Genomic DNA, 13,711 nt, shown 5'->3' on the forward strand with positions numbered 1-13,711 from the left:
CCCGGGCGCGCAAGCCGAAGTCGGATCCGGCCGCCGCGGCCGTTCCCGACGCCGCAGCCCCGGCCGGGACCGAGCCCGTCCCCGCGAAGAAGCCCCGGGCCAGCCGGGCCCGCAAGCCCGCAGCCACCGCCGAGCCGACCCCCACCGATCCGACCGCGGAAGGTTCGGCGGCCGCGGCCGCCCCCGCGGCCAAGGCACCGGCCAAGCCGCGCGCCTCGCGGGCCCGCAAGAAGCCGGCCGAGGTGGTCGAGCTGGAGGGCACCGTCGCCGGTGTCCCGGCGACCGAGGTCCCCGCCGACACCGCTGTCGACACCGCCGCCGAGACGCCCGCCGTGGACACCACGCCGGCCGACGTGGCCGTGGACACCCGCGGGGTCAGCGTCCTCTCCGCCGCCGGGGCGGCCGCCGCGGTCGCGCCGGCGGCCGTGGTGGCCGGGTCCGCCACCGTCGAGACGCCGCTGGCCGAGCAGTCGGTCCCGGCGGACCAGCCGCAGGCCGGCGGCGCCACCACCGAGCCGGAGACCCGGGCGGCCGTGGCCGAGCAGGGCTGGGTCCCGTCCGCCGACGACTACGAGCGGGTCATCGGGGGCGAGACCCACGACCCGCACGCCCTGCTGGGCGCCCACCCGCGGCCGGACGGCTCCACCGTGGTCCGCACCCTGCGCCACCAGGCCACCGAGGTGGTGCTGCTCACCGACGGCCGCGAGCTGCCGTTCGAGCACACCCACGGGGGAATCTTCTCCGTCGAGGTGCCGGGGCCGGTGGGCGACTACCGCATCCGGATCAGCTACCCCGACGGCAACACCTACGAGGTCGACGACCCGTACCGGTGGCTGCCGACCCTGGGTGAGCTGGATCTGCACCTGATCGGTGAGGGTCGGCACGAGCGGCTGTGGGACGTCCTCGGGGCGCACGTGCGCAGCTACGACACCCCGGGCGGCACCGTCACCGGCACGTCCTTCGCGGTGTGGGCGCCGAACGCCCGCGGGGTGCGGGTCACCGGCGACTTCGACCACTGGACGGGATCGGGCACCCCGATGCGTTCGCTCGGGTCGTCCGGTGTCTGGGAACTCTTCGTGCCGGGCATCGGCGACGGGACCCGGTACAAGTACCAGATCCTCGGCCAGGACGGCGTCTGGCGCGACAAGGCGGATCCGCTGGCCTTCGCCGCCGAACGCCCGCCGGCCACCGCCTCGACGGTCACCACCAGCCGCCACGAGTGGTCGGACGCCGACTGGCTGGCCCGGCGCGCCGAGACGGACCAGCTGAGCTCGCCCATGTCGATCTACGAGATCCACTTCGGCTCGTGGCGCAGTGATCTGGGCTACCGCGAGGCCGCCGACGCGCTCATCGAGGACCTGGCCGAGACCGGCTTCACCCACGTCGAGTTCCTGCCGCTGGCCGGGCACCCGTTCGCCCCGTCGTGGGGCTACCAGGTCACCTCGTACTACGCGCCGGACGCCCGGTTCGGCTCGCCGGACGACCTGAAGTACCTGATCGACCGGCTGCACCAGGCCGGCATCGGTGTGATCATGGACTGGGTCCCGGCCCACTTCCCCAAGGACGAGTGGGCGCTGGCCCGTTTCGACGGGACACCGCTGTACGAGCACCCGGATCCGCGCCGTGGTGAGCAGATGGACTGGGGCACCTACGTCTTCGACTTCGGTCGGCGCGAGGTGCGCAACTTCCTGGTGGCCAACGCGCTCTACTGGCTGGAGGAGTTCCACATCGACGGCCTGCGCGTCGACGCAGTCGCCTCGATGCTGTACCTGGACTACTCGCGGGAACCGGGCCAGTGGCTGCCGAACGTGTACGGCGGCAACGAGAACCTGGACGCGGTGGCCTTCCTGCAGGAGACCAACGCCACCGTCGGCAAGCGGGTGCCGGGTGCGGTCACCATCGCCGAGGAGTCCACCGCGTGGCCGGGCGTGACCCGGCCCACGCACCTGGGGGGGCTTGGCTTCCACCTGAAGTGGAACATGGGGTGGATGCACGACACCCTCGGGTACATCGCCCGGGACGCGGTCCACCGGTCCTGGCACCACAACGAGATGACCTTCTCGCTCATGTACGCGTTCAGCGAGAACTTCGTGCTGCCCATCAGTCACGACGAGGTGGTGCACGGCAAGGGCTCGCTGTGGGGCAAGATCCCGGGCGACGACTGGCAGAAGGCCGCCACCCTGCGCACCTACCTGGCGCACCAGTGGGCGCACCCGGGCAAGCAGCTGCTGTTCATGGGCCAGGAACTCGGCAACCCGTGGGAGTGGAACGACTCCCACGAGCTGCCGTGGCAGCTCCGCGAGCAGCCGCTGCACGAGGGCGTGCGCCGGCTCGTCGGTGACCTGAACCGGGTCTACAAGTCATCACCCGCGCTGTACAGCCAGGACTTCACCTCGGCCGGCTTCACCTGGGTCGACGCCAACGACCGGGACGGCAACGTGCTGGCGTACCTGCGGTGGGGCTCGGACGGGTCGGTGCTGGCCTGCGTGCTCAACTTCTCGCCGACGCCCAAGAGCGGGTACCGGGTCGGGCTGCCGTTCGGCGGCGTGTGGCGCGAGGTCGTCAACTCCGACTCGGAGTGGTACGGCGGATCGGGCGCCGGCAACATGGGCGCCGTCATGGCCTCGGACACCAGCTGGCACGGACAGCCGGCCAGCGCCACGTTGACCCTGCCGCCGTTGGGTGCGTTGTGGTTCGTGCCGGAGGGTCAGCTCGGTGACCTCGGCGCTCTGGTCGACCAGAGCGCCGGGGACTCCGAGGCGGGGGACCAGGTGTCGCAGGACCAGGACTGATGGCCCCGTCCCCGGGCCGGCAGTGGTCGACTGCCGGCCCGGGGCGGTGGCTGTTGGCGCTGCTGGCCGTGCTGGTCGTGGTGGCCGCGTTCCTTCCCGGCTTCGTGCCGCAGGTGGCCCCGGGCCGAGCCGGCACCGCCGACCGGGCCGAACGGGTCGACGTGTCCCCCGGCGCCACGGCCGAGGACCTGGTGCCCGGTGTGCCGTTCCGCGGAACGGTGCCCGGCGCGGCCCTCACCGCCGACGACCGCGTGGTGCTGGCCATCCTGGCCGATCTGCAACGGTTCTGGACCGACGAACTGGGTGAGCTGGACACGCCGACGGGTGGCTACGCCGCCGTCGGCGTCGGCGCGACCGGCAGCGACGTGCTGTGCCTGGGTGGTGACGACACGATCTCGTTCAACGCCTACTACTGCCACGACGAGGACGGCATCGTCTGGGACGCCACGTCGCTGGTGCCCAGTCTGCGGGCCCGGTCCGGGGATGCCGGCCTGGCCAGTGCCCTGGCCCACGAGTTCGGGCACGCCGTGCAGGCCCGGCTCCGACCGGAGATGTTCGACCGCGACACCCCCACGCTGATCACCGAGGCCCAGGCCGATTGCGCCGCCGGCGCCTTCCTGGCCTGGGCCGCCGAGGGCGGCACCGAGCACCTGCGACTCGGCCAGGACTCGATGGCCCGCGCCCTCACTCCCGTCCTGGACCTGGCCGATCCTCCCGGCGTGGACGTGCTGGACCCGGCCGCGCACGGCTCGGCCGTGGACCGGGCCACCGCCTGGTTGACCGGGGCCAGGGACGGGACCGCCGCCTGCTGGGAACTCGGCGACGAGCTGCTCGGGCGGAGCACCCTGAACGTCGGGGGAGGCGTCGCCGGCGACTCCGGAACGGATCCCGCCGCGGCCCGGTCCGCCCGCAGCAGCGACGAGATCATCACCGCGGGCACGCGTTCCGCTGCCGCGTTCGCCGACCGGGTCGGTCTGGGCGGCTCGGTCGACGCCGACCGCATCGCTCCCGAGCACGCCCCGGGCGTCCCCGACGTCGACACCGCCCGCCGCATCGGCACCTTCGCGCCGGCCGCGGCGGCCGTGCAGCGGGTCGGCTTCGAGCGCATCGGGTCCCGTCCGGGCGCCGCGTGCTTCCTCGGCGCCTGGACGGCGTGGACGACGGAGTCGGGGTGGACGCTGGTCAGCGACGCCGGGCTCGGGTCGGGCGCCTCCCCCGGCCGCGACCCGGAGCAGCTGGGGACCGTCCCGGGCGACGCCGACCAGGCGCTGCGGCTGCTGAGCCGGGAACCGGGCGTCCGGTTGACCGAACTGTCCGGCTTCGTCACCGGCTTCCAGGACGGCTACGACCCCGGGATCCGCGCCTGCCAGTGACCGATCGTCCGGATCGCCGGAAACGGGTGGAGTGTCACACCGACGGAATTCGCCTACCCCGCGGCGTTGCGACCGCCGATCGGCGGGATCCGTTGCCCACGGTCCGACAGCTCTTCGCGTTCCGACACCTGAAGATCACCTGTAGGGAACCTGTGTCTCGGGGTACGTTCGCTTCACTCGAACCATCGGCCCAGCACTCCGAACGTCCTGCGGTCAGCGCCTTCTCGTCGGTCGCGCCAGTGGTGGCGCGACCGACGGTCCCGTCCGCCGGGCAGCCGGAGGTCTGCGCCGACCGCACCCGTTCCAGGAGGAACCCGTGAAGCTCCGTGCGCTCTCCCGCGCCACCGTCGTCGCCGCGGGGGCGGCCCTCGCGCTCACCGTCGGCGGCGGCGTCGCCACGGCGGCCCCGACGCCGACCCCGTCGCCCGACTGCAAGGTGCCGAACCTGACGGCGAACGTCACCTCGGTGTCCCCCGGCACCTCGGTCACGCTGAACGGCCAGAACTTCTCCGGGTGCGCCGCCCTGGACAACCCCGCCACGCCGAGCCCGCAGAACGAGTTCGCGGTCGGCATCGGCACCGCCGACCAGGACGGCATCGTGCTGGCCACCGGCACCACCGCGGCCGACGGCACCTTCTCCGTCACCGTGACCATCCCTGCCGTCCCGGCCGAGGACGTCAAGGAGGGCACGATCGTCCTCGCCGCGGTGTCCGCGGATCCGGTCACCACCCTGAACTACACCTTCGCCCTGCCGGTGGCGTACTCCTCGGGCGCCGCTGCCGCGCCGACGGCGGTGCCCGCCGGTTCGGGTGGCGCCGCCGGGACCGACAGCGGCGAGCAGGTCGCCCTGCTCGCCGCCGGTGCGGCCGGCCTCGGGCTGCTGGCCGCCGGAGCGGTCAGCCTGTCCCGCCGCCGGGCCGCGGGTCAGCGCGCCTCCTGAGCCACTGCGGCCCGCGCCGTGCCCCGACAGGTCCGTTCCGACGCCGGCCACCGGAAGTCCCGGTGGTCGGCTGTCGGCGCGCTCGTCGTCGGTGCGGCGCTGGTCGTGACCGTGCCGGTGTTGTGGGCCGGGACCAGCGGCGCCGCCGCCGATTTCGGCACCGTGCCGGCCGCCACGGCCGGCTCCAGCTCCCCCACCGTCGCACCCGGACCCGCGGCGATCCCGACCCCGACCCCGACCCCGACCCCGACCCCGACCCCGACCCCGATGCCCACGCCGGCCGCGACCGCGCCGGCACCTCCGCCGCTGCCGGAACGGGCACCGACTCCTGTCCGTCCCCGCGGTGTCCCGGTCGGCCTGACCCTGCCCTCCCTGGACGTGTCCGCCCCCGTTGTGCCCGTCGGCACCGCCGGCGGCACCCTGCAGGTGCCCACTGATCCCGGCGAGATCGGCTGGTGGCGAGGCAGTGTCGCCGCCGGATCGACGTCCGGCAGCACCGTGCTGGCCGGTCATGTGGACACCGTCGAGCAGGGGCCGGGCGCGTTGTACCGCCTCACCGAAGTGGGCCCGGGCGACCTGGTCACCGTCACCCTGGCCGACGGCCGCGACGTGCCGTACCGGGTCGAGGCCCGCCGCACCTACGTCAAGGGCGACGGCCTGCCACCCGAGCTGTTCCGCACCGACGGCCCCGCGCAGCTGGTGCTCATCACCTGCGGCGGCCCGTTCGACGAGCAGACCCTGAGCTACGAGGACAACGTCGTGGTGATCGCGGTCCCCGCCTCCTGACGGAATCGCAACGGCGCCGCTCAGTACAGCGCCGCGGCCAGCGCCCGACGCGCGGTGACCACCTGGGGGTCGTCCGCGGCGAACAGGCCGAACAGGCCGAGCAGGTGCTCGCGCGCGGCCGAGCGGTCGTCGCCGGCGGTGCGGCGGACGGTGTCGATCAGCCGCCGGAACCCGGCCTCGGTGTCCCCCTGGGCGACCAGCAGGTCGGCCGCCGCGGCCTGCAGGGCGACGTCCTCGGGCGCGGCGTCGGCCTGGGCCAACGCATCGGCCGGGATGCGGTCCACCCGGGACAGGAACTGCGTGTGGGCCAGCGCGGCCCGCGCGTCGGCATTGCCCGGCTCGGTGGCGAGGATCTGCTCGTAGGCGGCGGTGGCAGCGGCGTAGTCGCCGGCGGCCAGGGCGTCCTCGGCGGCCACGAACCGCGGATCCACCGGCTCCTCCACCGGAGCCGCAGCGCCTCCGTCCGCGCCGCCTGCGGCCAGTGCCTCCTCGGCTGCGCGGATGCCGGGCAGCCGGTCGCGGAGCGCGTCCAGCAGACCACTGATCCACTGCCGCACCTGCGGTTCCGGCAGGGCGCCCTGGAAGGCGTCGACCGGCTGCCCGCCGGCCAGCGCCACCACGGTGGGAATGGACTGGACGCCGAAGGCCTGCGCGATCCGCGGGTTGGCGTCGACGTCGACCTTGGCCAGGATCCAGGCGCCGCCGGACGCCGCGGCCAGTCGCTCGAGGACCGGCGAGAGCTGCTTGCAAGGCTCGCACCAGGTGGCCCACAGGTCCACGACGACGGGCACCGAGGCGGACACCTCGACCACCTGCCCGAACGTCGCCTCGGTGACGTCCATGACGAACATCGACCCGCTGCCCGAGCCGCCGGCACCGTCCGCGGCGCCGACGGCCGGCGGCGGGCCGGCCGGAGCGGGACGCTGCTTGAGACCGGACAGGTCGATGGCACCGGCGAACGCGGCCGACAGCGCGGCCTGCTGACGAGGATCCGGGCGGGTCATGCCGCCATGGTCGCACGGTAGCGTCGGGCCGTTCACGCGCGCCGTTCCCGGCTCCCCGCCGTCGCGGGCCGGACCCGATCCGTGTCCCCGGACCCGACTGCCGAACCGGAGTATCCCGACCATGGGCTTCCTGCTGGGCCTGGGCAGTCTCGTGCTGCTCGGACACGTGTACCTGTACTGGCGGCTGGTGCTCAGCACCGGTTCCGGCCGGCGGTGGCGGATCACCGGCGCCGTCGTCCTCGGCGCGCTGTTCGTCGTCCTGATGACCGCCTTCGCCACCCAGCGCTCCGGCCCGCTGCAACAGTTCACCCCGCTGCACGCCGTCGGCAACGTGTGGCTGGCCCTGGTGCTGTACCTGGTCCTCGCCCTGCTGGTCGGCGAACTGGTGCGCCTGGTGGTGTTGCTGGTCCGCCGGGCGCGCGGGACTCCACGGCCGGCGCGTGACGCGACCCCCGACGGCCGGCCCGACTCCCCCGCCGTCCGCGACCCGCGCCGCCGACTGCTGCTGTCCCGCGGCATCGCCGTGGGTGCCGGCGTGATCGCCGTGGGCGTCACCGGCTGGGGCGTGACCCAGGCCGTCGGCCCGATCCGGGTGGTGCGCACCTCGGTGGCGCTGCCGCGGCTGCCGGCCGCGTTCGAGGGCTACCGCATCGCGGTGGTCACCGACATCCATCTCGGGGCGCTGTCCGGCGTGGAGCGGACCCAGCGGGTCGTCGATCTGGTCAACGCCGAGCAGGTCGATCTGGTCGCGCTGGTCGGGGATCTGGTCGACGGGATCCCCGAGCAACTGTTCGCCGCGGCGGAACCGCTGGCCGGCCTGCAGTCCCGGGACGGCGTGCTCTTCACCACCGGCAACCACGAGTACTACTCGGACGCCGCCGCCTGGGTGCAGGCGCTGCCCGCCCTCGGCGTGACCGTGCTGCACAACCAGGGCTTTCCGATCGAGCGCGGCGACGACCGGCTGCTCGTGGCCGGCATCAACGACTGGTCGGGCGCCGACCACGACGACCCGGCCAATCTGGCCGCGGCGCTGGCCGACCGCCGGCCCGACGACGTGGTCGTGGTGATGGCCCACCAGCCGCGGCAGCTGGAGGCAGTCGCCGCCACCGGCGCCGACCTGCAGCTGGCCGGGCACACCCACGGCGGGCAGGTGTGGCCGTTCCACCTGGCCGTGATGGCTCAGCAGGGGACGTTGGCCGGGCTGAGCCGCCAGGGTGACACGCAGCTGTGGACCAGCCGCGGCGCCGGCTTCTGGGGTCCGCCGGTGCGAGTGGGTGCGCCGCCGGACATCGGGGTGATCATCCTGGTGAGCGGAACCGGGGACACGGCTACCCACGAGTAGGAACCGGTCTGTCCTTGCTACCGTGCTCGGCATGAGCTCGTCTGCGCCTGCGCTGCCGTTCGATCCGATCGAGCGGGCGGCGCAGACGTGGAAGGAACGCATCGGTCCCAACGAGCCGATGGCCGCCGTCACCAACATCATGCGGGTGCAGCAGATCCTGCAGGCCGCGGTGGACGACAAACTCAAACCGCACGGGCTGACGTTCGCCCGCTTCGAGGCGCTGGTGCTGCTGTCCTTCTCCAAGCGTGGGTCGCTGCCGATGCGGATGATGGGTGAGCGGCTGCAGCTGCACCCCACGTCCATCACCAACATCGTGGACCGACTGGAGGCCGACGGGCTGGCCCGGCGCCTGCCCCACCCCACCGACCGGCGCACCACCCTGGTCGAACTCACCGACCAGGGACGGGAACGGCTCACCGCGGCCACCGAGTCGGTCGACTCGTCGCAGTTCGGACTGGTCGGTCTGGACACCGCCGAACTGGTCCAGCTCTCCGAGCTGCTGACCAAGGTCCGGCAGGCGGCCGGCGACTTCTGAGCCAGTCGCCGCCGGTAGGCTCCCCGGGCCCCCACCTCCCGGGTCGCGGTGGACGCACCACAGCACCGGCGACTCGGACGACCATCCGGAGTTGAACGCATGGGCGTGTTGTCGCCGTACGTCGTGACCGTCGATCACGTGGGCATCGCCGTCCCCGACCTGGACGCCGCCATCGCCTTCCACACCGAGCAGCTCGGCGGGACCATGGCGCACCGCGAGCGCAACGAGGAGCAGGGCGTCGAGGAGGCGATGATCGCCTTCGACAGCGGCGCGCAGATCCAGCTGCTCGCCCCCCTCACCGAGCAGTCCACCATCGCCAGATTCATCGACCGCAGCGGTCCCGGCCTGCAGCAGCTGGCCTACCGGGTGACCGACGTACGGGCCGCCGCCGACGCGCTCCGCGCCGCCGGGCTGCGGCTCCTGTACGACGAGCCCCGGCGCGGCACCGCCGGATCGTCCATCAACTTCGTGCACCCCAAGGACGGCGGCGGCGTGCTCATCGAGCTGGTGCAGCCGGCCCCCCAGGATCAGGGCGGGAATCACGCCACCACTCACAGCGCCGGGTGAGCGTGGCGGACGTGCGCCTGCGGCTGCCAGTGGGACGATGACCGCCATGAGTTCGAACGAGTGGATGCCCGCGCAGGCACCCTTCGACATCGTCCGGCGCGGCTTCGACCCCGAGCAGGTCACCGCCCACCTCGAACGGCTCGAGTACGACCTGCGGATCGCCACCGCGAACCGGGACGCGACCAACCAGCGGCTCACCGAGCTCACCGACCAGCTGTCCTCGGTGCAGGCCGAGTCGGACGGGCTGCGCGCGGAACTCGACCGGCTCGCGTTGGAACCGGTGTCGATGACCGGCCTGTCGGACCGCATGCAGCGGATGATCCGGATCGCCGAGGAGGAGGCCGCCGAGATCCGCGCCCGGGCGGTGGCTGACGCCGACCAGTTGCGCTCCGAGCTGACCGCCGCCGTGGCCGCCCAGCGGGCCGAGCGCGAGACCTTCGACGACGAACGCGAACGCACCCGCCGGCAGCTGGCCGACCAGGTGCGCGACCTGCTCGCCGAGGCCGGCACCGAGGCTGAGGCCACCCGGGCCCAGGCCCGTCGCGAGGCCGAGACCTCGGTGGCCACCGCGACCGCCGAGGCGGATCGCACCCTGGCCGATGCCCGCGGCAAGGCCCAGCGCGCCGTCACCGCCGCCCGCAACGAGGCCGACCAGACGTTGGCGGCGGCCCGCGCCGAGGCCGAGCAGACGCTGACCGCCGCGCGGACCGAGGCCGAGCAGACCCGGGTCGCCGCGGACCGGATGCTGGCCGAGGCCCGCAGCGAGGCGGAGACCACCGTGCAGGCGGCGCGCGCGGAGGCCGAGGCCACGCTGACCGCAGCCCGCGCCGAGGCCGCCTCGCTGAACGCCTCGTCGGCGGCCGAGCGGGACCGGCTGGACGCCGAGAGTGCGGCCCGGCGGGCGCAGGTCGAGGAGGACTTCGAGATCGCCAGCCAGGCGAGGCGGGCCGAGTTTCACCAGCGACTGACCGAGCGGGAACAGCTCTCGATCGCCGACGCCGAACACCGCATCGCCAGCGCGGATCAGCAGGCCCGCACCCTGGTCGCCGACGCCACCGAGCAGTCGGCCGAACTGGTCCGCCGGGCCACCGCCCAGGCCCGGCAGCGGGTGGCCGAGGCCGACGACGCCGTGCGTCGGCTCACCGACCTGCGCGGGGCCGTGCTCGGCCAGATGGAGGTCCTGCGGGAGCACCTGGCCGGCGTCGATGCACAGGTTGCGAGCGCTCCCGCGCTGGTCGCTCCGCCGGCCGCGGAGGTCGGTCGCCCCGTCACCGACGACTTCCCGGAGGACCCGGCCGCGCGACCGACCGGGTACCCGGCCGACTTCGCCGAGCAGCCGCTGCCGTTGGGTGACCAGCCCTTCGCCCAGGACGCCCGGCCGGACGACCTCGGCGACGCAGCGGTCCCGGCCGTCCCGGCGGACGGCGACGAGCTGGTTCCCGGCGACCCGATCGCCGGTCCGGACGACCGGCCGGCCGACCCGGCCGCCGGCACCGGCGACACACACCGGATCGACGCGGGCGCGCCCGCGCAGCCGCTGCCCGAGCAGGACGAGCACCGCGGGTGGTCGTTCACCGGCCGCCGCCGTTGATCAGCCTCTGATCAGCGCTGCAGCAGCCCGGCCACCACGCCCTGCACGATCGGCAGCCGAGTGGGTCCGCCCGGGGCCGAGTGGGTCCGCCCGACGACGCGGACGGTCCCGCGGCCGGCGGCCAGGGCAGCAGCCGACCTGCGCCGGGTCCTGCGTCGCGTCGGCGTCCAGCTCGCACCCGTGGCAGTCGGCCGCGGCTGCAACCAGCCGCTCCAGTCCGGTGACGTCGGACGGCTCGTCGGCGAGATCGGGGACGAACGGGGCGGCGGACACGGCGGGCATGCCGGGCGGGTACCCGCCGCGTCCGGCCGCCGACCGCGGGCGGGGCCCGTCAGGCCCGGTCGCCCGCCGCCACCACCGCGAGGATCTCCGGTCCGCGGACCAGGAACCGGTCAGCCGTGGCCCGCACCGCCCAGACCAGCGACACCCCACCGACGACCAGGGCGAGCAGCACGCTCACCCAGCCCCACCAGTCGGCCACCTGCACGGCCAGGAACGCCGCCACGCCGGACGGTACGGCCAGCAGGATGCTCAGGCCGAGCACCGCGAACGTGGCCCGCGCCGAGACGCCTTTCTGCCCGGCCACACTCGAGGCGAACACCGACTTGCGGCTCTGCGGCACCGCGTACGGGATGCGCGCGGACAGGGAGGACGAGGCGGCGCACCCGCCCAGCATGGCGGCCAGCGACACCCCGGCCGCCGGCAGCAGCAGGTGCCAGGCGTCCCGCACGATGCCCTGCAGCACCAGTGAGGCGGCGATGACCACCACCCCGGGGATGATCGCCACGATCACGTGGCCGAGCACCTCGCCCCGGGCCCGGGCCCGGTCGGTGATAGTCATCAGGTGCAACCAGAGGCCGGAGCCGTCCATGCCGTACTGGTTGCCCGCCTGGGTACCGACCAGGATGGCGCCGAACGCCACCCAGAAGACGCCCTCGGGACCCCGCGCGACGATGAACGGGTACAGGAACGTCAGCAGGATCAGCAGCAGCCACGGCATGCGCCGCATCGGGTCCCGCCACAGCAGCAGCCGGTCCCGGCCCGCGACCACCCGCATGGTGCCGGCGGTGGAACCGCCCACCGCGCTGTCGGTCGAGCTGCCGGCCGGAGCCGAGCTGGCCGTGGTCGACCCGATCGTGGTCAGGCTCTTGCGCAGCGCCCGGCGCCACCACCACCAGGCCAGCGGCAGCGGGGCCACCCCGATGACCAGGGCCAGGGCGGCCCGGCCCCAGTCGCCCTCGCCGATCAGCGCGGGCAGCACGGCCAGGTTGCCGGGCGGTCCCCAGGTCAGCACGTCGGCCAGGCGTTGGGTCCCGGTGCCGATCGCGTTCTCGTTGCCGGTGTTCAGCAGCAGGGTCAGACCCATGTACAGCGCGAAGATCAGGAATCCGACCAGCATGCCGAGGTCACGACCGCGGCGGCTGCTCATCAGGGACGACATCGAGGTGGCCGCGGCGCGGGAGAGCACCACGCAGGTGAGCAGCTGGACGACGCCGCAGACCACCGCGATGGGCAGCACCCACCACGGTTGCGCGATGGCCAGCACCGCGCCCAGCAGCAGCACGGCGTTGGCGACCGGCAGATAGCCGATCAGCGCGGTGGCGAGCAGGCCGCGCTGCAGGGTGGGCAGGCGCAGCGGCAGCAGCGCGAACCGCGACGGGTCGACGGTCTCGTCGACGCCGAACGCGACCAGCGGAGTGAGCACCCAGGCGACCAGCTGCAGGGTGAACACGGTCGCGACCAGGGGCAGCGGGACGCCCTCGGCCGACCGGCTCCAGACCAGCAGGCCGGCCACGCCGATCGCCAGGACGAACAGCACCAGCAGTCCGGCGACCGTGGCCGCCCGGTTGCCGGTGGCCAGCCGGGTGCGGACGAGCCGCCACTTCAGGCTGGCGAAGACCCCAACCACGACAACCCCCCTTCGCCGACCTCACCGGCGCCGACCAGGTCCATGAACGCGTCGTCCAGGCTGGCCGCCGAGCCGCGGACCTCGTCGATCGGTCCGGCCGCCACGATGCGGCCCTGGGCCATGACGGCGACGTGGGAGCACAGCTCCTGCACCAGGGCCATGACGTGGGAGGAGAAGATCACTGTGCCGCCGGCCCGGGTGTAGCGGCTGAGCACCGAGCGGATGATCCGGGCCGACACCGGGTCGACCGCCTCGAGTGGCTCGTCCAGCAGCAGCACCGGCGGCGAGTGCAGCATGGCCGCGGCCAGGGTGATCTTCTTGCGCATGCCGGTCGAGTAGTCGGCCACCAGCCGGCCACCGGCCTCGGCCAGGTCGAGCACCTGGATCAACTCGTCGGACCGCTGCCGGACGACGTCGGCGGGCATGCCCCGCAACCGGCCCAGGTAGCTCAGCAGCTCCGGCCCGGACAGCCGCTCGAACAGCCGCAGACCGTCCGGCAGCACGCCCATCCGGGCCTTGGCGCCGACCGGGTCGGCCCACACGTCGTGTCCCGCGACCAGCACCCGCCCGGCGTCCGGCCGCAGCAACCCCGTCACCATCGACAGCGTGGTGGTCTTGCCGGCGCCGTTCGGCCCGACCAGGCCGAAGAACGACCCGGCCGGGACGGCGAGGTCGATCGAGTCGACCGCCACCTTCTCTCGGGGGGGTGCGCCGAACACCTTGCGCAGCCCGCTGATCACCAGCGCCGAGCCGGCGTGCTGCCGGCCGAGCTGGGATCCGTCGGGGTAGGCGGGGACAGGGGGACCGGATGGCAGACCTGATGGGCGGGCGTCGTCCATGCCGTCAACCATTCCACAGCACGGATCGCCGGA

11 protein-coding genes are annotated in these 13,711 nt (G+C 73.9%); 8 read left to right on the forward strand and 3 right to left on the reverse strand.

Going from position 1 to position 13,711, the window contains the following annotated elements:
• Positions 1-533 precede the first annotated feature (533 nt).
• The 4 genes from glgB to JL106_RS06075 all read left to right on the forward strand — a co-directional run bounded on the left by glgB (position 534) and on the right by JL106_RS06075 (position 5,891).
• Complete coding sequence (gene glgB, locus JL106_RS06060) at positions 534-2,792, forward strand: 1,4-alpha-glucan branching protein GlgB (RefSeq protein WP_407940111.1); 2,259 nt, start codon at positions 534-536, stop codon at positions 2,790-2,792.
• Positions 2,792-4,165 carry a neutral zinc metallopeptidase gene (locus tag JL106_RS06065; RefSeq protein WP_205259798.1) on the forward strand — a complete coding sequence of 458 codons (1,374 nt, stop codon included), beginning with the start codon at positions 2,792-2,794 and terminating at the stop codon, positions 4,163-4,165. The genes glgB and JL106_RS06065 overlap by 1 nt, the downstream gene beginning before the upstream one ends.
• Positions 4,166-4,481: 316 nt before the next feature.
• Entirely contained in the window at positions 4,482-5,105 is a 624-nt protein-coding gene (locus tag JL106_RS06070) for a hypothetical protein (protein ID WP_205259799.1), read from the forward strand.
• Positions 5,106-5,210: 105 nt separating this feature from the next.
• Positions 5,211-5,891 carry a class F sortase gene (locus JL106_RS06075; RefSeq protein ID WP_205259800.1) on the forward strand — a complete coding sequence of 227 codons (681 nt, stop codon included), beginning with the start codon at positions 5,211-5,213 and terminating at the stop codon, positions 5,889-5,891.
• 20 nt (positions 5,892-5,911) lie between these two features.
• Here JL106_RS06075 and JL106_RS06080 read toward each other — a convergent pair whose 3' ends face one another.
• A complete protein-coding gene (locus tag JL106_RS06080; protein WP_205259801.1) occupies positions 5,912-6,895 on the reverse strand; it encodes a thioredoxin family protein in 984 nt (327 codons plus the stop codon).
• Between the two features lie 121 nt (positions 6,896-7,016).
• On the opposite strand from JL106_RS06080, the gene JL106_RS06085 reads away from it, so the two are divergent.
• The 4 genes from JL106_RS06085 to JL106_RS06100 all read left to right on the forward strand — a co-directional run bounded on the left by JL106_RS06085 (position 7,017) and on the right by JL106_RS06100 (position 10,930).
• Positions 7,017-8,237, forward strand: a complete 1,221-nt coding sequence (locus JL106_RS06085) for a metallophosphoesterase (protein WP_205259802.1) — start codon at positions 7,017-7,019, stop codon at positions 8,235-8,237.
• Between the two features lie 31 nt (positions 8,238-8,268).
• Positions 8,269-8,772 (forward strand): MarR family winged helix-turn-helix transcriptional regulator, encoded by a 504-nt coding sequence (locus JL106_RS06090; protein ID WP_205259803.1) that lies wholly within the window; start codon positions 8,269-8,271, stop codon positions 8,770-8,772.
• 99 nt (positions 8,773-8,871) lie between these two features.
• Complete coding sequence (gene mce, locus JL106_RS06095) at positions 8,872-9,339, forward strand: methylmalonyl-CoA epimerase (RefSeq protein WP_205259804.1); 468 nt, start codon at positions 8,872-8,874, stop codon at positions 9,337-9,339.
• A gap of 46 nt (positions 9,340-9,385) precedes the next feature.
• The gene (locus tag JL106_RS06100; protein WP_205259805.1) at positions 9,386-10,930 is read left to right on the forward strand and encodes a coiled-coil domain-containing protein; all 1,545 of its coding nucleotides are present in this window, start codon (positions 9,386-9,388) and stop codon (positions 10,928-10,930) included.
• A gap of 331 nt (positions 10,931-11,261) precedes the next feature.
• Here JL106_RS06100 and JL106_RS06105 read toward each other — a convergent pair whose 3' ends face one another.
• Both JL106_RS06105 and JL106_RS06110 read right to left on the reverse strand, forming a co-directional pair.
• Positions 11,262-12,839, reverse strand: a complete 1,578-nt coding sequence (locus JL106_RS06105) for a hypothetical protein (RefSeq protein WP_205259806.1) — start codon at positions 12,837-12,839, stop codon at positions 11,262-11,264.
• Positions 12,815-13,678, reverse strand: a complete 864-nt coding sequence (locus JL106_RS06110) for an ABC transporter ATP-binding protein (RefSeq protein WP_205259807.1) — start codon at positions 13,676-13,678, stop codon at positions 12,815-12,817. Before JL106_RS06110 ends, JL106_RS06105 begins: the two co-directional genes overlap by 25 nt.
• Between the last annotated feature and the right edge of the window lie 33 nt (positions 13,679-13,711).

The sequence above is a fragment of the Nakamurella leprariae genome (genome assembly GCF_016918035.1).
Taxonomy (GTDB): Bacteria; Actinomycetota; Actinomycetes; order Mycobacteriales; family Nakamurellaceae; genus Nakamurella; species Nakamurella leprariae.